Origin of the sequence: Variovorax sp. VaC1, assembly GCF_043658315.1 — a bacterium.
Lineage (GTDB): Bacteria > Pseudomonadota > Gammaproteobacteria > Burkholderiales > Burkholderiaceae_C > Variovorax.
On record NZ_JBIGLT010000004.1, the window covers coordinates 106,003 to 124,852 of the forward strand.

18 protein-coding genes are annotated in these 18,850 nt (G+C 68.6%); 11 read left to right on the top strand and 7 right to left on the bottom strand.

What is annotated here, in order from left to right:
* Nucleotides 1-2 precede the first annotated feature (2 nt).
* The 7 genes from leuD to ACGLHS_RS17405 all read left to right on the top strand — a co-directional run bounded on the left by leuD (nt 3) and on the right by ACGLHS_RS17405 (nt 7,027).
* A complete protein-coding gene (gene leuD / locus ACGLHS_RS17375) occupies nt 3-629 on the top strand; it encodes a 3-isopropylmalate dehydratase small subunit (RefSeq protein WP_394482482.1) in 627 nt (208 codons plus the stop codon).
* Nucleotides 626-1,261 carry a YbhB/YbcL family Raf kinase inhibitor-like protein gene (locus ACGLHS_RS17380; protein ID WP_394481658.1) on the top strand — a complete coding sequence of 212 codons (636 nt, stop codon included), beginning with the start codon at nt 626-628 and terminating at the stop codon, nt 1,259-1,261. The genes leuD and ACGLHS_RS17380 overlap by 4 nt, the downstream gene beginning before the upstream one ends.
* Nucleotides 1,262-1,315: 54 nt before the next feature.
* Nucleotides 1,316-2,308, top strand: a complete 993-nt coding sequence (locus tag ACGLHS_RS17385) for a Bug family tripartite tricarboxylate transporter substrate binding protein (RefSeq protein WP_394481660.1) — start codon at nt 1,316-1,318, stop codon at nt 2,306-2,308.
* A gap of 89 nt (nt 2,309-2,397) precedes the next feature.
* Nucleotides 2,398-3,570, top strand: coding sequence for a 2-methylaconitate cis-trans isomerase PrpF family protein (locus tag ACGLHS_RS17390; RefSeq protein ID WP_394481662.1), 1,173 nt, complete (start codon nt 2,398-2,400; stop codon nt 3,568-3,570).
* Nucleotides 3,567-4,547 (top strand): tripartite tricarboxylate transporter substrate binding protein, encoded by a 981-nt coding sequence (locus ACGLHS_RS17395; protein WP_394481664.1) that lies wholly within the window; start codon nt 3,567-3,569, stop codon nt 4,545-4,547. Before ACGLHS_RS17390 ends, ACGLHS_RS17395 begins: the two co-directional genes overlap by 4 nt.
* A gap of 19 nt (nt 4,548-4,566) precedes the next feature.
* The gene (locus tag ACGLHS_RS17400; protein WP_394481666.1) at nt 4,567-6,006 is read left to right on the top strand and encodes an MmgE/PrpD family protein; all 1,440 of its coding nucleotides are present in this window, start codon (nt 4,567-4,569) and stop codon (nt 6,004-6,006) included.
* 28 nt (nt 6,007-6,034) lie between these two features.
* Nucleotides 6,035-7,027 (top strand): tripartite tricarboxylate transporter substrate binding protein, encoded by a 993-nt coding sequence (locus ACGLHS_RS17405; RefSeq protein WP_394481668.1) that lies wholly within the window; start codon nt 6,035-6,037, stop codon nt 7,025-7,027.
* 31 nt (nt 7,028-7,058) lie between these two features.
* On the opposite strand, the gene ACGLHS_RS17410 is transcribed toward ACGLHS_RS17405, so the two are convergent.
* From ACGLHS_RS17410 to ACGLHS_RS17435, 6 genes are all read right to left on the bottom strand, one after another.
* Nucleotides 7,059-7,202 carry a hypothetical protein gene (locus ACGLHS_RS17410; RefSeq protein ID WP_176801209.1) on the bottom strand — a complete coding sequence of 48 codons (144 nt, stop codon included), beginning with the start codon at nt 7,200-7,202 and terminating at the stop codon, nt 7,059-7,061.
* A gap of 85 nt (nt 7,203-7,287) precedes the next feature.
* Entirely contained in the window at nt 7,288-8,118 is an 831-nt protein-coding gene (gene phnX / locus ACGLHS_RS17415; protein ID WP_394481670.1) for a phosphonoacetaldehyde hydrolase, read from the bottom strand.
* Nucleotides 8,119-8,167: 49 nt separating this feature from the next.
* Nucleotides 8,168-9,301 carry a TIGR03364 family FAD-dependent oxidoreductase gene (locus tag ACGLHS_RS17420; RefSeq protein WP_394481672.1) on the bottom strand — a complete coding sequence of 378 codons (1,134 nt, stop codon included), beginning with the start codon at nt 9,299-9,301 and terminating at the stop codon, nt 8,168-8,170.
* Nucleotides 9,301-11,016: a putative 2-aminoethylphosphonate ABC transporter permease subunit gene (locus ACGLHS_RS17425; RefSeq protein ID WP_394481674.1), complete on the bottom strand. Its 1,716-nt coding sequence runs from the start codon at nt 11,014-11,016 to the stop codon at nt 9,301-9,303. Before ACGLHS_RS17425 ends, ACGLHS_RS17420 begins: the two co-directional genes overlap by 1 nt.
* Nucleotides 11,013-12,092, bottom strand: coding sequence for an ABC transporter ATP-binding protein (locus tag ACGLHS_RS17430; protein WP_093245265.1), 1,080 nt, complete (start codon nt 12,090-12,092; stop codon nt 11,013-11,015). The genes ACGLHS_RS17425 and ACGLHS_RS17430 overlap by 4 nt, the downstream gene beginning before the upstream one ends.
* A gap of 28 nt (nt 12,093-12,120) precedes the next feature.
* Nucleotides 12,121-13,155 carry a putative 2-aminoethylphosphonate ABC transporter substrate-binding protein gene (locus ACGLHS_RS17435; protein ID WP_394481676.1) on the bottom strand — a complete coding sequence of 345 codons (1,035 nt, stop codon included), beginning with the start codon at nt 13,153-13,155 and terminating at the stop codon, nt 12,121-12,123.
* A 285-nt stretch (nt 13,156-13,440) separates the two neighbouring features.
* Here ACGLHS_RS17435 and ACGLHS_RS17440 point away from each other — a divergent pair, with 285 nt between their 5' ends.
* Complete coding sequence (locus ACGLHS_RS17440) at nt 13,441-14,001, top strand: phosphonate degradation HD-domain oxygenase (RefSeq protein ID WP_093245259.1); 561 nt, start codon at nt 13,441-13,443, stop codon at nt 13,999-14,001.
* Between the two features lie 145 nt (nt 14,002-14,146).
* Entirely contained in the window at nt 14,147-15,940 is a 1,794-nt protein-coding gene (locus ACGLHS_RS17445; RefSeq protein WP_394481679.1) for an ABC transporter ATP-binding protein/permease, read from the top strand.
* On the opposite strand, the gene queC is transcribed toward ACGLHS_RS17445, so the two are convergent.
* Complete coding sequence (queC, locus tag ACGLHS_RS17450; RefSeq protein ID WP_093245555.1) at nt 15,922-16,626, bottom strand: 7-cyano-7-deazaguanine synthase QueC; 705 nt, start codon at nt 16,624-16,626, stop codon at nt 15,922-15,924. The genes ACGLHS_RS17445 and queC overlap by 19 nt on opposite strands.
* An 80-nt stretch (nt 16,627-16,706) precedes the next feature.
* Between queC and ACGLHS_RS17455 the strand changes: the two genes are divergently transcribed.
* Nucleotides 16,707-17,117 carry a DUF2177 family protein gene (locus tag ACGLHS_RS17455; protein WP_394481681.1) on the top strand — a complete coding sequence of 137 codons (411 nt, stop codon included), beginning with the start codon at nt 16,707-16,709 and terminating at the stop codon, nt 17,115-17,117.
* A gap of 230 nt (nt 17,118-17,347) precedes the next feature.
* Nucleotides 17,348-18,823 (top strand): alkaline phosphatase, encoded by a 1,476-nt coding sequence (locus ACGLHS_RS17460; RefSeq protein WP_394481683.1) that lies wholly within the window; start codon nt 17,348-17,350, stop codon nt 18,821-18,823.
* The last annotated feature ends 27 nt before the right edge of the window (nt 18,824-18,850 follow it).

Genomic DNA, 18,850 nt, shown 5'->3' on the forward strand with positions numbered 1-18,850 from the left:
CCATGACCCCCTTCACCGCCGTCACCGGCCCCGCCGTGCCGCTGATGCGCGCCAACGTCGACACCGACGTCATCATCCGCATCGAACGCCTCACCTCGTTCCAGCGCGACCAGCTCGGTCCCTTTGCCTTCGAAGCGCTGCGCCTGCGCGCCGATGGCAGCGAAGACCCGGCCTGCGTGTTGAACCAGCCCGCCTTCCGCCAGGCCCCCGTGCTGCTGGCCGCCGAGAACTTCGGCTGCGGTTCGTCGCGCGAGGGCGCGGTATGGGCGCTGATGGGCCTGGGCGTTCGCTGCGTGATCGCGCCGAGCTTCGGCGACATCTTCTTCAACAACTGCTTCCAGAACGGCGTGCTGCCGCTGCGCCTGCCCATCGCGCAGGTCGAGGCACTGGCAGCGCAATGCGCGGGCGGTGCGGCGGTGACGGTCGATCTGCAGGCACGCACGGTCACGGCGCCGGACGGCAGCGTGTCGCCGTTCGAGATCGATCCGCTGCGCCGCGAGGCCCTGCTCCATGGCCTCGACGACATCGGCCTCACGCTGAAGGACGACGCGCTCATCCGCGAATGGCAACAGGCCGACCGCGCGCGCCGCCCCTGGGCATGGCCCGCCGCACAAGGAGCCGCGGCGTGACGCACAGCGCTGCAAGCCCGCTGCAACGGCACCCCTGGGTGCTGCGCTGGGCCGGACTGCTCACGCGCGGACGCCATGCCGGCGATGCGAGCCTGGCCTGCAGCGACGCGATGCTCGCCCGGCTGCCCACGACGATCGAACTGCGGAGCACGGACTTCGCGCATGGCAAGGCGATGGCGCAGCGGCAGGCGGGCGAAGGCGTCGGCGACAACCGTTCGCCCGCGCTGGCGTGGCAAGGGCTGCCGCCGCAGGCCACGCATTGGCTGCTGCTGTGCGAAGACCCCGACGTGCCGCTGGCCCACGCCATCACGCATGCGCTCGCTTGGGGTCCTTCTTCATTGAACGCACTGCCCGAAGGTGCCTTGAACAGCGGCCATGCCCCGGCTGGCGTGACGCTGGCGATGAACGGCCTCGGGCGCATGGGCTACGACGGCCCGCGCCCCTTGCCCGGCCACGGCCCGCACCGCTACGTGTTCCAGCTCTACGCGCTCGACGCCATGCCGCCGCCCGATCTTTCGCGCGAAGGCGGTCTGCTGCCCTGGCTGCATGCCCACGCCCTGGCGCGTGGGCGCCTCGATGGCCTCTACCAGCGCGACTGGCGCGGCCGGACGGTCGTGCCTTCGTCGCCCTGAGGCACGGCGCCGCCTCTCGCTCATTGATTCATTCATTCAAAAAACGGAGACAAGATGTTCGACAGCCCCTTCAGGCCCAAGCGGCCTCCATCAGCGTGTGCCCTGCTCCCCGCGGCCGTGTTGCTCGCATTGGCACCACCGGCCTTCGCCCAGGCGAGCTGGCACCCCGACCGCCCCGTGACGCTGGTCGTTCCCTATTCGGCCGGCGGCGGCACCGACGCCACGGCCCGCGCCGTCTCCAAGCAGCTCGGCGTGATCTGGAAGCAGCCCGTGGTGGTCGAGAACGTCCCCGGCGCCGACGGCCTGATCGGCACGCGCCGCGTGATGGAGGCCAAGCCCGACGGCTACACGCTGCTGCTGCAGGTGCCGTCCATCGTGGTCACCAAGTACACGCCGGGCCTGAAGGGCGTCGACCCGCTCGCGCGGCTGGAGCCGGTGACGGCGGTGTCGCAATCGCCCGCCGCCGTGGTCGTCAGCGCGAAGCTGCCAGTCAAGACCTTCGGCGAGTTCATCCGCTACTGCAAGACCGCCGCGCAGCCCTGTTCGCTCGGCACCGGCGAAGCGACGGCGCGCGTCTCCGCGAAGCAGCTTGCCGCCGAGGCGGGCCTGCCGAACCTGATCGTCGTCAACTACCGCGGCACGGGCGCGATCGTGACCGACATGATCGCCAACAACGTGAACATGGCGTTCACCGGCATCACGGCCGCGCTGCCGCACTACAAGTCGGGCGCGCTGAAGATCCTCGCCACGCAGGGGTCGAAGCGCGCGGCCGCGCTGCCCGAGGTGCCGACCACCGCCGAGGCCGGCTATCCGCAGTTCCGGTCGGTCACGTGGTTCGGCCTGTTCGCACCCAAGGGCACGCCGCCGGCCGTGACGCAGGGCATCGTCGCCGCGCTGCACGAGGCCGTGAAAGACGCCGACGTGCAGCAGACGATTGCCTCCGCCGGCGCCGAGCCGGTGGTCAACGCGCCGGCAGCCTTCGCGGCGCAGGTGCGCGAAGACAGCGAGCGCATGGCGGCGCTCGTCAAGCTCTATCCGCTCGACTGATCCACCCATCCACCTTCCCCATGCCGGGCGCCGCGCATCGGCCGCGCCCGGCGGCTTTCCATCTCCATTCAAGGACAAGGAACAAGACCATGGCTTCCACCTCCGGGACCGAACAGGTCGCCGTGCGCTGCGTGCTGATGCGCGGCGGCACCAGCAAGGCGCTTTTCTTTCATGAGCGCGACGTGCCGCCCGCGGGCCCCGCGCGCGACCGGCTGCTCAAGCGCGCGATGGGCACGCCCGACGTGCTGCAGATCGACGGCATGGGCGGCTCGCGGCTCGTGACTTCCAAGGTCGCGATCATCCAGCGCTCGGCGCGAGAGGACGCGGACGTCGACTACACCTTCGCGCAGGTCGACGTGGACCGCGACATCGTCGGCCACGACGCCAACTGCGGCAACATCTCCTCGGCCGTCGCGCCTTTCGCCATCGACGAGGGGCTGGTGGAAGCAATCGAGCCGGTGACCACCGTGCGCATCTACAACACCAACACCGACAAGCTGCTGGTCTCGAAGGTGCAGGTGAAGAACGGCAAGGCCCGCGTGCACGGCGACTGCGCCATTCCCGGCGTGCCCGGCACGGGCGCCGAGATCCTCATGGACTACGCGGGCACCGTGGGCGCCAAAACCGGCCGCCTGCTGCCCACGGGCAATGCCGTGGACACGGTGGCGCTGGAAGACGGCCGTCGCATCGAGGTCTCGGTGTGCGACACCGCCAACCCCTGCGTGTTCATCGCGGCATCGTCCCTCGGCATGAGCGGCAGCGAGCTGCCCGACGCCATCAGCGCCGACCGCGCACTCATCGAGACGCTGGGCGAGATCCAGTCGAAGATGGGCCAGCGCATCGGCCTCTATGCCGACTGGCGCGACGTGCACCTGCCGGGCCTGCCGCTGGCGGTGATCGTCGCGCCGCCGGCGGGCTACGCCGACGTGAACGGCGACACGCAGGAGGCCGCTTCGATGGACCTGCGCGCGCGGCTCGTGTTCCTCGGCAAGTGCCACGACAGCATGGCCGGCACGGGCTCGATGTGCACGGCGGCCGCCTCGCGCGTGCCGGGCTCGACGGTGCACCAGGCGGTCGGCGCGGCGCGTGCGGCCACCGGCACGCTGCGCATCGGCCATCCGCTGGGCGTGATGGAAGTGAAGGTGGTGGCCGAAGCGGCGGCCGACCCTGCGGACATCCGCTTCTCGGCGCTCGGCCTCACGCGCACGGCGCGCCGGCTGATGGCGGGCGAGGTCTATGTGCCGGTGGAGGAACAGGCATGAAGAAGGCAAGCCTCTCGCGGCGTGTGCTCGGCGCGTTCTGCATTGCCGCCGCAACCACTGCGGCATTGGCCCAAGGCCCGCTGCCGGCCAAGCCGCTGCGCATCGTGGTTGGCTACCCGGCAGGGCAGACGGTGGACATCATCGCGCGCAACTACGCCGCCGCGCTCACCAAGGAGCTGGGCCAGCCCGTCTACGTCGACAACCGCGCGGGCGCCAACGGCAGCATCGGCGCACAGGAAGTGAAGAAGAGCGCGCCCGACGGCAGCACGCTGCTGCTCGGCACGCTGGGTCAGATGGCCATCAACCCCACGCTCTACAAGAAGCTGCCCTACGACACGCTGAAAGACTTTGCGCCGATCTCGATGGTGAGCATGGGCCCGCTGCTGCTGGTGGCCAATCCGTCGTTCCCGCCGAACAACGTGAAGGAGCTGGTCGCCTATGCGAAGACGCGGCCCGGCAAGATCGACTTCGGCTCGGGCGGCAACGGCATCACCGCGCACCTGGCGATGGAACTGTTTCAGGCGCAGGCCGGCATACAGCTCAATCACATTCCCTACAAGGGCTCGCCCGCCGCGCTGAACGACCTGATGGGCGGCCAGGTGTCGCTGATGTTCGACGCCGTGCCGGCAGCATTGCCGCACGTGAAGTCGGGCAAGCTGAAGGCGCTGGCCATCTCGGGGCTCCAGCGCAACCCGCAGCTGCCCTCGCTGGCCACGGTGGATGAACAGGGCCTCAAGGGCTTCGAGGTCAATTCGTGGGTCGGCTTTCTCGCGCCGGCTGGCACGCCGCAGGCCACGGTCGATGCGCTGAACGCGGCCATCCACCGCGCCGCCGCCAGCCCCGAGCTGGTGGAGGCCACGCGCGCCATCGGCTCCGAAGTGCAGGTCGACACGCCCGCCCACTTTGCGGCCTTCCTGCAGACCGAAGTGAAGAAATGGGGCAAGGCCGTGACCGACGGCCGCGTCCAGATCGATTGAAGAAAACCGGAGCCACCGCATGCACACCGCCCCCGCCACCACTGCGACCGACGCCACCGATCCCACAGGCCCCACCGGCCGCCTTGCCCATTGGCTCGCCGGCTTCCGACTCGGCGACGCACCCGCCTCGGCGCGCGAACGCGCCAAGGCGCTCACGCTCGACGGCATCGCCTGCGCCATCGTGGGCGCACAGCTGCCGTGGTCGCGCACCGCCGCGCAGATCGTGCAGAAGTTCGAGGGCCGCGGCGACCGCACCATCGTCGGCTGGGGCGCGCGCACCAGCGCGCCGGGCGCGGCGCTGCTCAACGGCACCTTTATCCAGGGCTTCGAGCTGGACGACTACCACCCGCTGGGGCCGCTGCACAGCGCATCGATCGTGCTGCCCGCGCTGTGGGCCGCTTCGGAAGGCGATGCGAAGGTGAGCGGTCGCCAGTTCCTCGAAGCCGCGCTGGCCGGCTACGAGGTCGGGCCGCGCGTGGGCATGGCGCTGCACGGTGCGCAGATGCTGTCGCGCGGCTGGCATTCGGGCTCGGTGTTCGGCACGCATGCGGCGGCCGCGTCGGTCGGCAAGTTGCTGGGCCTCGACGCGGCACGCTTCGAAGACACATTGGGCCTGGCGGGCACGCAGTCGGCCGGCCTCATGGCCGCGCAGTACGAGGCGATGTGCAAGCGCATGCACCACGGCTTCTCGGCGCGCAACGGGCTCTATGCGGCGGTGCTGGCCGAAGGTGGCTACACCGGCATCAAGCGCGTGTTCGAGCGCGAGTACGGCGGCTTTCTCTCGACCTTCGGCGAAGGCCACGACCCCGACGCATCGAAGATCACCGAGGCGCTGGGCGAGCGTTGGGAAGTGGAGCGCATCGTCATCAAGCCGTATGCCGCGATGGGCGGCATCCACTCGCCGCTCGACGCGCTGTTCGACGCCGGTGCACAGCGCAAGCTCGTGCCGCAAGAAATCGCGCGCATCGAGGTCGAAGTGAGCCATGCGGTCTACCACCACGGCTGGTGGGTGCCCGAACGGCCGCTGACGCCCATCGGCGCGCAGATGAACATCGGCTACGCGCTCGCCGTGGCGGTGCTCGACGGCGAAGCGATGGTGAAGCAGTTCGCGCCCGCGCGCATCGACGCCGACGACGTGTGGGCGCTGATTCCGCGCATCGAGGTGCGGCACCAGCCCGAGTTCGACGCGGGTGGCCCGCTCAAGCGGGGCCGTGTGCGGCTGGTGGTGAGCTTCATCGACGGCCAGCGCATCCAGGTCGAGCGCAATTCATCGCGCGCCATCGAGTCGCCGCAAAGCAGCGACGAGGTGGCCGCCAAGTACCGCACGCTGACCGATGGGCTGATCGACGGCGCACGGCAGAAGGCCATCGAAGACATGGTCCGTTCCATCGAAGACCTGCCCGACGTGCGCGAACTGCTCGCGCTGCTGGCGCCGCCGGTGGCGGCCGCCTTCGACTGACGCGCCCCAAAAAAGGAGACAAGACACCATGACGCACACACTTGCGCACCCCGACCGCCGCACCTTCTCGCTGGGCCTGCTGGCACTCGCGGGCACCGCCGCCCTGCCCGCTCGCGCACAAGACCCGTGGCCCGCCGGCAAGCCGATACGGCTGGTGCTGCCGTTTTCCGCCGGCGGCCCCGGCGACACCAACGTGCGCGCGATGGCGCAGGCGCAGGGCAAGCGGCTGAACCAGACCATCATCGTGGACAACCGGCCGGGCGCGGGCGGCATCATCGGCAGCGAGTACGTGGCCAAGAGCGCGCCCGACGGCTACACGTGGCTGTCGGCCGGCAACGGCGCCATCGCCAACGCGCTGTTGCGCCCGAAGATGCCCTATGCGGAAACCGATCTGGTGCCGGTCGTGGGCACCAGCACCGCGCCCTCGGTGCTGGTCACCAATGCGAGCGTGCCGGCGAAGAACCTGAAGGAGTTGCAGGCCTGGGCGCGCGCCAAGGGCCGGCTGAACTTCGGCACCGCTGGCAGCGGCAGCACGGGCCACTTCGTGGCGGAGATGGTGGAGTCGGCACTCGGCGTGCCGGTGACGCTGGTGCACTACAAGAGCGGCTCGCAGACGGTGAATGCCATCGTCGGCGGCGAGGTCGACCTGGCCTCGGAGGCGCCCATCGGCGTTTCGGCTTTCGTGCAATCCGGCCGGCTGCGCGCGCTGGCCCTGGCGGCGCGCGAGCGCACAGGGCCGATGAAGCAGGTGCCGACCACGGTGGAGCAAGGCTTCCCCACGATCCTCATGCAGCACTGGGGCGGCATCTTCGCGCCAAAGGGCACGCCGGCCGCGATTCTCGACCGCATCGCCGACGTCACGCTGCGGGCCTTCAGGGAAGACGCCGACTTGATCGCGCAGACCGAGCGCGGCGGCGCGCAGCCGATGCTGCTGGCGCGTGCGGAGTTCGAGAAGTTTCTTTCCGAAGAACGCACGCGCATGGCGCAGATCGTCACCGCGTCGCACATGACGCTGGAGTAGCCCGCGCCCCGCGTGGAGAGGTGCCGGTCGGTCAGCGCTGCGGCGCGGCCGTCCCGGTGACGGTGCCGGCCGCAGTTGCCTTGGGCACCGGCACGCCGGGCTTGGTCGGCTTGTCGTCGCACGCGGCCATCAGCAGGCCGAGGCAGAAGAGAAGAACAAAGGCTGTGCTTCGCATGCGAGGCATGCTAGGCCCGCGCGCGCGGGCGTCAAGTCGGACGCTGCCGCTTTCGCCGGACAGCGCCGTATGGCATCCGATCGGGTCAGGCCGCCGTGGACGGGCGCTCGCCCGCCTGCAGCCGGCGCTCGATGTCTTCCAGCACCTTCGGCAGGTCGGCCACGCTGTCGATCACGTAGTGCGCGCCAGCGGCTTCGAGTTCGGCGGTGGCGCGCGCACGGCGCTCCTGCTGCTGGTCGGCGTCGAGTGCCTGCCATTCGGCCAGCGTGAGGCCGTTGGCATTGCCGCTGACCGACAGGCCCACGGCCCAGGTGCCGGCGTTCAGGCCTTCCTGCAGGCCCACGCCGGTGTCGTCGACCTTCACCACGGTGTGCGGCGGCCACACGCCCAGGTCGGCGAAGCAGCGGTACATCATGAGCGGCGACGGGCGGCCTTCGGCAAGGTCGCCACCGCACACGAGGTTGTCGGGCGCGTAGCCGCCGGCCGCGGCGATGGGCACGACCACTTCCATGATCGGACGGTTGTAGCCGGTGGTCGAGCCGATCTTCAGGCCGCGCTGGCGCGCCGCGTTCACCGCATCGATCGCGCCGGGAATGAAGTCGGCATGGTCGCGTGCGCTGGCCGCGTTCATGGGCGTGAACACTTCATAGAGCTTGTCGACGTCGGCGTCGTTGAAGGCGTGGCCGTGCTTGGCCTCCCACTGCGAGGCGATGCGCGGCAGCGTGCCGAGCGCCTTGATGTGGTCCCACTTGGCCATGCCCATCGGGCCGCGCGCCTCGGCGATGGTGATGTCCACGCCGAACTGTTCGAACAGCTTCACGAAGGCGCCCATGGGCGCGCAGGAGCCGAAGTCGAGGATGGTGCCGGCCCAGTCGAAGACGACGGCCTGGAGCTGGGAGTGGTTGTGGGCGTTCATGGCTGAAAAGATGAAAGGGATCGGTCGGAGGGCGAGCGCGATGCGCTTATCACCAGGCGTTGAAGACGTCGTGCGCAATGCCGAAGCCGGTGCTGGCGCCGCTGCCGCTGGTGACCAGCACCACGCGCGTGGCGTCGTCGGGCGCATCGATCACACAGGGCGTGGTCTTGGACGACGGATAGACGCCGGTCCAGCGCTCGGTGATCTGCGCGGTTTCGAGGTTGAGCGTGCTGCGCAGGTGCCGCAGGATGAGCTGGTCGACCTCTTCCATCGCGAAGGGCTCGGGCGCATCGCCGTAGTGGTGCGAGTCGCCCACCACCAGCGAGCCGTCGGCGCTTTGCACCACGATCAGGTGAATGCCGTGTTCGAGCGAGGCGGCTTCTTCCTGCTGCAGGCGCGCGCGCAGCGCGGCGGCCTCGGGCAAGGTGCTGTAGCCCTCGTAGCGCACGAGGCTCAGGTCCATCATCACGGAGCCCGGCAGATGAAAGCCGGCCTCGGGCTTCACGCGCAGCATCTGCAGGCGGCACAGCGTGAGCTTGTGCGCGGCGATGCGGTCGGCGAACAGGCCGTGCAGGTCGGTGTTGGTGCAGACCACCACGCGTTCGCCACGAAGGATGCCGCGCGAGGTGCGCACGCGCGGCGTTTCTACCTCGTGCACGGTCTCGCCGAAGCGGAACACCACGCCGTGCACCTCGGCCAGCCACTGGGCGAGCAGGCCGATGGCCGTGCGCGATTCGACGCGCAGCTCGTGCGGGCTGAACAGCACCGAGCGGGCGTCGGCCAGGCTCAGTGCCGGCGCTTTGGCCTGCGCGTCGATGGCTTCGAGCAGTTCGCAACCCTCGCCCATCGGCGTGCGCATGAAGGCTTCGAGCACCGTGTGCGCCTCGGGGCGGTAGGCCGCGAGCCGGAGGTTGCGGTGCACGATGTCGATGCCCGCCTGCGGCGCCACCGCCTGCCACACCTCGCGCGCATGCATCGCCCGGCGCCAGGTGTCGCCGGGCGCCTGGCCGGTGATGGTGATGAAGCCGAAGTTGCGGATCGAGGCGCCGATGGCCGCGGCATCGCGCTCGACCACGCAGACCTTGAGGCCGCGCTGCGCGGCGGTGTACGCATGGGCCAGGCCGACGATGCCGGCGCCGACCACGATCAGGTCGAAGTTGTCTTGGTGATGGGCGCCGGGCATCAGCGGGTTCTCCAGGCTTGCGTACGCTTGAGCGCCCAGTGCCCGGCCAGCGCGAACAGGCCACGGCCGATGGCAGCGGTGAGCATGATCAGCGAGGCCATGGCGGCGGCGGGCGCCACGTCGCCGGCGTCGTCCATGTTGAGCACGGCGATGGCCGCCAGCGTGGTCTGCGGCGAATAAAGGAACACGACGGCCGACACGGTCGTCATCGCGTTGACGAAGAAATAGCCGCCCACGTTGAGCACGGTCGGCAGCGCCACCGGCAGGTGCACGCGCCACAGCGTGTGCCAGAAGGGCACGCCCATCGACTCCGACACCAGCTCGTACTCGCGGTCGAGCTGGCGCAGCGCAGTGAGCGACGTGAGGTGCGCCACCGAGAAGAAGTGCGCCACCGTGCAGACCACAAGGATCGTCATGCTGCCGTAGATGGCGCGCAGCGGGTTCGACGGCGAGATGAAGAAGAAGATGTAGCCCACGCCCAGCACCAGCCCCGGCACCGCCAGCGGCAGGTTGGCCAGCAGGTTCAGCAGCTCGCGCAGCAGGCCGAAGTGGCGCGGCTTCTCAACCAGGTAGGCCGAGATGAAGGTGATGAACGCGCCCGCCACCGCGGCGCACACGGCCAGCCGCAGCGAGTTGAAGTAGCTGTCCCAGCCACCGCCGTCCATGTTGCTGAAGTCGTAGTTCTTGAACGACGGCGCGAGCTGGTAGGGCCAGTAGGTGGCCAGCGATGCAAACACCGCCATGCCGATCATCACGAGGATGGCGCAGGCCGTGAGCGCGCAGAATACCAGCAGCGCGCGGTCGCGCACCTTCACCGGCTCGGGCTGGTAGGGCGTGGCGCGCGCCGACAGCGCCGCGGCCTGCTTGCTGCGCACGCGGCGCTCGACCAGGAAAGACAGCACGGCAGGAATGAGCAGCACGAGGCCGACCACCGCGCCCATCTGGAAGTTCTGCTGCCCCACCACCTGCTTGTAGATGTCGGTGGCCAGCACGCCGGTCTGGCCGCCCACCACCTTCGGCACGCCGAAGTCGGTGATGACCAGCACGAACACCACCATCGCGGCCACGATCAGCCCGTAGCGTGAAGACGGCAGCGTGACGGTGCGGAAGATGCGCCAGCGCGAGGCGCCCAGCGTCTGCGCGGCTTCGTACAGGCGGCCGTCGGAGGTGGCCATGGCCGTGGTGAGGATCAGCAGCGCATGCGGCAGCGTCCAGAACACCGAGCCGAGCACGATGCCCAGCGGCCCGTAGATCGACACGTCGCCCAGCAGTCCCTTGAACAGGCCCTGGTTGCCGAAGAGGTACACGAGACTGATGGCCGGCAGCAGCGAAGGCGCGAGCAGCGGCACCAGCGCCACCGCGCGCAGCAGGCCCTTGGCCGGCATGCACGAGAGCGTGAGCCCGTAGGCGTACACATAAGCGATGGCGGTGCAGATGACCGCGCTGATCGCGGCGAGCCCCAGGCTGTTGAAGGCCGACTGCACGAGCGCGGGGCTGTCGAGGTAGCGCGCGAAATTCGCGGCACCGACGAAGACGCCCGCGCGGTCGAAGAAGCTCTGGCCGACCAGCGCGCCCACGGGCAGCGCGACGATCACAACCAGCAGCAGCACGACCAGCAACACGGCGGCGCCGGTCAGCCAGCGCTCGCGGTCGAATGCACTGCCGCGCGCCACGGCCACCGGCACGATGGCGATGGCGTCGGGAGAACTGCTCATTGCGCCAGGACCGACAGCGCGTTGAGCGGCAACTGGATATGCACCATGCTGCTGGGCACCAATGGCTCGCCGCCACCGCCGCGCGCATCGGCGGGCAGCTCGGCCTCGATCTCGATGCCCAGCGGCTCGCAGGCGAGGCGAGCCGACGTGCGGTTGCCGAAGAACTCGGTGTCGAGCAGGCGTGCCGCGAAGCTGTTGGCGCCAAGCTCGGAGCCGAAGCGCTTCACCACCACATGCTCCGGCCGGATGCCTACCGTGGCCTGCGAACCCACGCTGAGGTTGCCCGGCGCGCAGAACAGTTCGCTGTCGCGCACACGCACTTTGCCGTCGGCCAGCACGGTCGCGGGCAGCATGTTCATGCGGCCGACGAAGCCGGCCACGAAACGCGTGCGCGGCTGGCGGTACAGCTCGTCGGGTGTGCCGGCCTGCTCGATGCGGCCGTTGTGCATCAGCACCACGCGGTCGGCCATCGAGAGGGCTTCTTCCTGGTCGTGCGTGACCATGATGGTGACGATGCCCAGGCGCTTCTGCAGCGCGCGGATTTCGCTGCGCAGGCTGGCGCGCACCTGCGCGTCGAGCGCCGAGAGCGGCTCGTCGAGCAGCAGCAGGCGCGGGTTGGGCGCAAGCGCGCGGGCCAGCGCAATGCGCTGCTGCTGCCCGCCCGACAGTTGCACGGGGTACTTGTCGGCATGCGCGGCAAGCCCCACCAGGTCGAGCATCTCGCGCGAGCGCTTGGCCATCTCGCGCGCCAGTGCGCCCGTGGGATGCAGGCCGTAGGCGATGTTCTGCGCCGCCGTCAGGTTGGGAAACAGCGCATACGACTGGAACACCACGCCGAAGCCGCGCGCCGCGGGCGGCAGGCCCGCGATGTCCTGGCCGCCGAGCAGGATCTGGCCGCTGTCGGCACGCTCAATGCCGCAGACGATGCGCAGCAGCGTGGTCTTGCCGCAGCCCGAGGGGCCGAGCAGGCAGACGAACTCGCCGGGCTCGATGTCCAGGTCGATGCCGTCGAGCACGCGGGTGGCGCCAAAGGACTTGCCGATGCCGCGAAGGGAGAGAAAGCTGCTGCTCGTCATGGCCGGATACCGCTTGGCTTCAGTGCAATCAGAGTGGCTTCTTTTCCGACTTGGACTCGTAGCGCTTGGACCACTCCGTCAGGATGCGGTCGCGGTTGGCTGCAGCCCAGTTGAAGTCGTTCTTGGCGAGCAGCTTCTCGACGTCGCCCGGCACGAATTCGAGCTTTTCCTGGATGCCCGGCAGCGCGAGCACGGCGAAGTTCTTCGCGTACAGCTCGTTGGCCTGCTTGGTGACGGCCCAGTCGGCGAGCGCCTTGGCGGCTTCCTGCTTCTTGCTGGTCTTGATGATGCCGGTGGCTTCCATGTCCCAGCCCAGGCCTTCCTTGGGCAGCACGATGTCGATGGGTGCGCCGTCGCGCTTGGTCTTGTTGGCGCGGTATTCGAAGGACATGCCGAGCGCGAACTCGCCGGCGCCGGCCTGGCGGCAGGGCTTGCTGCCCGACTGGCTGTAGATGCCGATGTTCTGGTGCAGCGCGTCCATGTACTTCCACGCCTTCTCTTCACCCATCATCTGGATCCAGCCCGACACCATCAGGTAGCCGGTACCCGATGCCGCGGGGTTGGGCATGGTGATCTGGCCCTTGTAGACCGGGTTGGTCAGGTCGGCCCAGCTGGTGGGCTTGGGCAGGTTCTTCTTGGTGGCTTCGGCGGTGTTGAAGCAGATGGCCGACGACCACACGTCCATGCCGACCCACTTGGGCGGGTTGGAGGCATCGCGCATGGTCGGCTTGATGGCGTCCAGGCCCTTGGGCGCGTAGGGCTGGAGCATGCCTTCCTTGTCGAGCAGCATCAGCGAGGTGGCGGCCAGGCCCCACACCACGTCGGCCTGCGGGTTGGCCTTTTCGGCCAGCAGCTTGGCGGTGACGATGCCGGTCGAGTCGCGCACGAACTTCAGCTCGATGGTCGGGTTTTCCTTTTCGAAGGCGGCCTTGTAGGCCTGCACCTGGTCGGCTTCGAGCGCGGTGTAGACCAGCAGTTCGGTGCGGCCTTGGGCCGATGCGGCAAAGGCCAGCGAGAACAGGACGGCCGGCACGATGGCGCGGCGGAGTTGACGATGCAGCATGGTGGAGATTCCCTAGGTGGAAAGAAGAAAGAAGAGCGCAATGCGGGACACACGAACAGGCAAACGAAAGTACGCAAGCCCCGTGTGGTGACGAATGCGGCGATGCTGGCAGCGGCATGTGACAGGGATTTGTCAGACGCCTCAAAAAAACACAAATCCCCAAAATGGCGCCCATGGCTGACGGTTTTTGCGGCGATTCCGTCATCCGCGTGTCACCGCCTCCCGGCAGACTTGGCGGGCTGTCACCTGTGGTTTGGCTTCGCTCGTTCGCTCCGTTTCACTTTCATGACACTCGACCTCGCCGAGATCGCTCGCCTGTTCGCCGAACGGGGCGGGGTCGCGTACGCGGGCGAGCCGGTGACGCAGCTCGAGCACGCGCTGCAATGCGCGTGGCTTGCGGAGCAGGCCGGCGCGAGCGACGCGCTGGTCACGGCCGCGCTGCTGCACGACCTGGGGCACCTGCTGATCGCCGAGCACCAGACGCTGTCGCACTCGCCCACCGAGCTGGGCATCGACGACCGCCACCAGTACATCGCCCTGCCCTTGCTGCGCGGTGCGTTCGACGTCGAGGTGCGCGAGCCGATCCGGCTGCACGTGGACGCCAAGCGCTACCTGTGCGCCACGCGGCCGGACTATTTCTCGAAGCTCTCGCCCGACTCGGTGCGCAGCCTGGCACTGCAGGGCGGCGTGATGGACGAGGAAGCCGCGGCGCGCTTTGCCGGCCACCGCTGGGCCGCCGATGCGGTGCGCCTGCGGCTGTGGGACGAGGAAGCGAAGGTCGAAGGGCTCAAGACGCCGACGCTGGCGCACTTCCTGGCGACGGCGGCGCGGATCATGCTGCACTGAGCGGGTGTACGGGCGCCCCGGGGCACTTCGGGCGCCCTGGATGCCGGGGGTTTCCCCGGCGGCATTTCAGTTCCGTTTAAGAAACATTTGTCTACGATGGGTTCCTCACGATGACCGGCGCACCCGCGCCTGCGAGGAAACCCGAATGCCTTCATCCGTCACAGCGCGCGCCAGCTCGTTCATCCAGGTCCTGCGCCGCGTCTTCACGCTCGCGGCGCCCTACTTCCGGTCAGAGGAGAAATGGCGGGCGCGCGCCATGCTGGCGGGGATCATTGCCCTCAACCTTTTCTACGTCTACGTGGCGGTGCTCGGCAACGAGTGGTACGGGCGCTTCTACGACGCGCTGCAGACCAAGGACGTGGTCGCCTTCTGGCGCGAGGTGCGGGTGTTCGGCTGGATCGCCTTCTTCAACATCGCGGTGCAGGTGCTCAAGTTCTATGTGACGCAGTTGCTGCAGCTGCGCTGGCGCACCTGGATGACGCGCAGCTACCTGTCGCGCTGGATGGCGGACCGCACCTTCTATCACCTGGAGCTGGCGCGCTACGCCGGCAAGGACGGCACCGCGCCGGACAACCCCGACCAGCGTATCCAGGAAGACATGCAGATGTTCACCAGCGCCACGATGTCGCTCTCGATGGGCCTGCTGAACGCCGTGGTCACGCTGCTGAGCTTCATCGGCCTGCTCTGGACGCTGTCGGGCAATTTCTCGTTCACGGCCGGCGGCACCACCTACCAGATCGTCGGCGCGATGGTCTGGCTGGCGCTGGGGTATTCGATCGTGGGCACCGTGGTCACGCATTTCATCGGCCGTCCGCTGATCGGGCTGAACTTCAGGCAGCAGCGCTTCGAGGCCGACTTCCGGCATCACCTGGTGCGCGTGCGCGAGTACAGCGAAGCCATCGCGCTCGACCATGGCGAGAAGGTCGAGAGCGGCCAGCTCAACCTGCGCTTCGGCGACGTGCTGCGCAACTACCTGCTGCTCATCAAGCAGCAGAAGAATCTGGTGACCTTCACCTCGTTCTTCGGCCAGGCGGCGGTGATCTTTCCGTTCATCGTCGGGGCGCAGCAGTATTTCGGCGGCTCGATCCAGCTCGGCCACCTGATGCAGATCGTCTCGGCCTTCGGCAAGGTGCAGGAGTCGCTGAGCTGGTTCGTCGACAACTACGACAGCGTGGCCGTGTGGCGCGCCACCACCGACCGCCTGACCAGCTTCGACGACGCCATGAAGGCCCACGCCACGCGCGACAACGAACTGCAGCGCGACCCGGCCACAGTCCTGCACACCGACGACCTCGGGGTGGCCCTGCCCAACGGCACGCCGCTGCTTGCCGGCGCTGCGCTGTCCGTGGCGCCCGGCGACAGCGTGCTGCTGCAGGGGCCTTCGGGCAGCGGCAAGTCGACGCTGTTCCGCTCCTTCGCGGGCATCTGGCCTTTCTCGCGCGGGCATGTGCAAGTGCCCGGCGACGCGATGTTCATGCCGCAGCGCCCCTACGTGCCCGACGGCAAGCTGCGCGATGCGTTGACGTACCCGAACGCGGCCTCGAACTACAGCGACGACCAGTTGCGCCAGGCCCTTGCCGACGCCCTGCTGCCCGAGCTTGCCAACCGCCTCGACGACAGCGACGCCTGGAGCCAGAAGCTCTCGGGCGGCGAGCAGCAGCGCCTGGCGATTGCCCGCGTGCTGCTGCGAAAACCGGCATGGCTGTTCGCCGACGAGATCACGAGCGCGCTCGATGCCGAGGCCGAAAGCGTGCTGTACAAGCGCCTCGCGGCCACGGTGCAGGCCGCGGGCGGTGCGATGGTGTCGATCGCGCACCGCGCGGCCGTGGGCGACTTTCACAACCAGCGCTGGGCGCTGGTGCCGCGCACCGGCGGCACGGCCGGCGACGGCGGTGCGCGCTACCGCCTGAACACGGCGGCTCAGCCCGCCGCGGCGTAGCGCTCCCAGCCCTTCTTGCGCAGGTCGCAGGCGGGGCATTCGCCGCAGCCGTAGCCCCAGGCCTGGCGATGCTCGCGGTCGCCGAGGTAGCAGGTGTGGGTTTCTTCCACGATCAGATCGACCAGCGGCTCGCCGCCCAGGCGGTGGGCCATCTGCCAGGTCTCGGCCTTGTCGATCCACATGAGCGGCGTCTCGATCACGAGGCGGCGCTCCAGCCCGAGCGACAACGCGAGCTGCATGGCCTTCATGGTGTCGTCGCGGCAGTCGGGGTAGCCCGAGAAGTCGGTCTCGCAGACGCCGGTGACGATCACCTGCAGCCCGCGCCGGTAGGCCAGCGCGCCGGCCAGCGTCAGGAACAGCAGGTTGCGCCCCGGCACGAAGGTGTTGGGCAGGCCGTCGGCCTGCATGGCGAAGGCGACTTCTTCAGTCAGCGAGGAGCCGCCGAGCTGGGCCAGTGCCGCGAGCGTGAGCACATGGTCTTCGCCCAGGCGCGGCGCCCAGTCGGGAAAGCGCTCGCGCATCTTCGCGAGGATGGTGCCGCGCACGTCGAGCTCGACGCGGTGGCGCTGCCCATAGTCGAAGCCCAGGGTTTCGACGCGCTGGTACTTCGAGAGCGCATCGGCCAGGCAGGTGGTCGAGTCCTGGCCGCCGGAAAAGAGAACGAGGGCGGTGGTGTGCAGGGGCATGTGCGTCAACGGCCGGGCCGTTGTAGTCCAAATGCGCGATTTTCGCAGGCGGCGCCACGGGCACGGATACGATCCCGCGGATGAGCACCAAACACTTGGCTGCATGGGCCGTCACCTTCGCGGTGCTGCTGGTGATCGACATGGCCTGGCTCGGCTTCTTCGCCAAGGGCATGTACCAGCAGGCCATGGGCGAGCTGATGTCGCCGCAGCCCAGGCTGGCCTTCGCGGCGCTGTTCTACCTGCTGTACCCGGTCGGGCTGCTGATCTTCGCGGTCGTGCCGGGCGTCGAGGCGCAGAGCCTCACGCGCGCGACGGTGCTGGGCGGCCTGTTCGGCCTGTTCTGCTATGGCACCTACGACCTGACCAACCTCGCGGTGATCCGCAACTGGCCGCTGGGCCTGACGTTCATCGACATCGGCTGGGGCGCGCTGGTGAGCGGCGTGGCGGCCGCGGCGGGCGCGGTGACGCTGCGCTGGTTCGTGTCGCGCTGAGGCGCATCGGGCCGGGTCTGGCCAGGTCGCATCAGCGCATGCCGAGCCGCACGCGCTAGCCGGCGCACATGACGCGCCGAAGACAGCCCGCGCCTTTATTTCGAAAAAAAGACAGAACTTTCATTCTGCTTTCGTCTCGTCACGGACGGGTCATTTGACGTCTTTAGATTGCATCTCCAGAAATGGTGCGCAGCGCGCGCACCGCTCGAACAACCATCCGAGGGATTTGCATGACCCAACGCTACATCGCCCCAGCCCTGCTGGGCTTTTCACTGCTGCTGACCGCTTGCGGCGGCAGCAGCCACGGCCCGACGCTCTTGCCGCTCGTCCCGCCGCCCACCACGCCGCCGCCCGCGGCGCAGGCGCCGCAGAAGAACGTCATCTTCTTCCTGGGCGATGGCATGGGCATCACCACGATGACCGCTGCACGCATCTACAAGGTCGGCGAAGACGGCGACCTGACGATGGACACGCTGCCCGAGACGGCCTTCGTCCACACCTACTCGAACGACGCCCAGGTGACCGACAGCGCGCCTTCGATGTCGGCCTACATGACCGGCGTCAAGATGAACAACGAAGTCATCTCGATGAGCCCCGAGACCAAGGCCACCGACGCCTCGGGCAAGGCCTACCACGTCAACTTCGACAGCACCTGCCCCTCGGGCAACGGCCAGGCCGTGGAAACGCTGCTGGAGCAGAGCAAGGCCAAGGGCTATGCGACCGGCGTGGTGACCACCACGCGCATCACGCACGCCACGCCGGCGGCCACGTATTCGCACGTGTGCCACCGCGATGCCGAGAACACCATCGCCGCGGCGCTGGTGCCGGGCGGCGCGGGCTACAACGCCAAGCTGGGTGACGGCATCGACGTGTTCTTCGGCGGCGGTACGGACTACTTCCTGCCCAAGGAAAAGAGCGGCAAGCGCAACGACGGCCGCGACCTGACCGCCGAACTGAAGACGGCCAAGTACAGCTACGCCACCAGCAAGACCGAATTCGACAAGCTGCCCATAGACGGCAGCACCAAGATCGCCGGCCTCTTCACCAAGAGCCACATGGCCTATGACCTCGACCGCGATCCCACCAAGGAACCCAGCATCGCCGAGATGACCGGCAAGGCCATCGACGCGCTGGCCGCGCGCAAGAAGGGCTTCTTCCTGATGGTGGAAGGCGGCCGCATCGACCATGCGCTGCACGCCACCAACGCCCGCCGCGCGCTGCAGGACACCGGCGCCTTCGACGACGCCATCAAGCTCGCGCTCGACAAGATGCAGGCCATCGACCCGGGCCTGAAGAACACGCTGGTGGTGGTCACGGCCGACCACGACCACACGCTGCAGCTCAACGGCTATGCCGCGCGCACCGGCAAGACCGAGCCGGGCAAGCCGGGCGTGCTGGGCCTGGTGAAGGACTACGTGGACAACAGCAAGACCAGCAAGGACGTGGGCGGGAAGCCGTACACCATCATCGGCTTCGGCAATGGCCCCTTCCGCAACGCACGCGACGTCCCCATCGTCGAGTCGGATCTGGACAAACCCAACTACCAGCAGGAAGCGGTGATCCCGATGGATCCGAGCAGCGACTCCGAAACCCACGGCGGCGCCGACGTGTTCCTCGGCGCGCAAGGCCTGGGCGCCGACAACTTCTCCGGCGTCATCACCAACACCGACGTGTTCGGCCTGATCAAGAAGGCGATCGGCCTGTGAAGCGCAACCCGCACACACCGACGAACA

Bases quoted from the DNA above. Each gene is read 5' to 3' on its own strand.
- leuD (WP_394482482.1), top strand. From the start codon at position 3: ATGACCCCCTTCACCGCCGTCACCGGCCCCGCCGTGCCGCTGATGCGC.
- ACGLHS_RS17385 (WP_394481660.1), top strand. From the start codon at position 1,316: ATGTTCGACAGCCCCTTCAGGCCCAAGCGGCCTCCATCAGCGTGTGCC.
- ACGLHS_RS17390 (WP_394481662.1), top strand. From the start codon at position 2,398: ATGGCTTCCACCTCCGGGACCGAACAGGTCGCCGTGCGCTGCGTGCTG.
- ACGLHS_RS17395 (WP_394481664.1), top strand. From the start codon at position 3,567: ATGAAGAAGGCAAGCCTCTCGCGGCGTGTGCTCGGCGCGTTCTGCATT.
- ACGLHS_RS17400 (WP_394481666.1), top strand. From the start codon at position 4,567: ATGCACACCGCCCCCGCCACCACTGCGACCGACGCCACCGATCCCACA.
- ACGLHS_RS17405 (WP_394481668.1), top strand. From the start codon at position 6,035: ATGACGCACACACTTGCGCACCCCGACCGCCGCACCTTCTCGCTGGGC.
- ACGLHS_RS17410 (WP_176801209.1), bottom strand. From the start codon at position 7,202: ATGCGAAGCACAGCCTTTGTTCTTCTCTTCTGCCTCGGCCTGCTGATG.
- phnX (WP_394481670.1), bottom strand. From the start codon at position 8,118: ATGAACGCCCACAACCACTCCCAGCTCCAGGCCGTCGTCTTCGACTGG.
- ACGLHS_RS17420 (WP_394481672.1), bottom strand. From the start codon at position 9,301: ATGCCCGGCGCCCATCACCAAGACAACTTCGACCTGATCGTGGTCGGC.
- ACGLHS_RS17425 (WP_394481674.1), bottom strand. From the start codon at position 11,016: ATGAGCAGTTCTCCCGACGCCATCGCCATCGTGCCGGTGGCCGTGGCG.
- ACGLHS_RS17430 (WP_093245265.1), bottom strand. From the start codon at position 12,092: ATGACGAGCAGCAGCTTTCTCTCCCTTCGCGGCATCGGCAAGTCCTTT.
- ACGLHS_RS17435 (WP_394481676.1), bottom strand. From the start codon at position 13,155: ATGCTGCATCGTCAACTCCGCCGCGCCATCGTGCCGGCCGTCCTGTTC.
- ACGLHS_RS17440 (WP_093245259.1), top strand. From the start codon at position 13,441: ATGACACTCGACCTCGCCGAGATCGCTCGCCTGTTCGCCGAACGGGGC.
- ACGLHS_RS17445 (WP_394481679.1), top strand. From the start codon at position 14,147: ATGCCTTCATCCGTCACAGCGCGCGCCAGCTCGTTCATCCAGGTCCTG.
- queC (WP_093245555.1), bottom strand. From the start codon at position 16,626: ATGCCCCTGCACACCACCGCCCTCGTTCTCTTTTCCGGCGGCCAGGAC.
- ACGLHS_RS17455 (WP_394481681.1), top strand. From the start codon at position 16,707: ATGAGCACCAAACACTTGGCTGCATGGGCCGTCACCTTCGCGGTGCTG.
- ACGLHS_RS17460 (WP_394481683.1), top strand. From the start codon at position 17,348: ATGACCCAACGCTACATCGCCCCAGCCCTGCTGGGCTTTTCACTGCTG.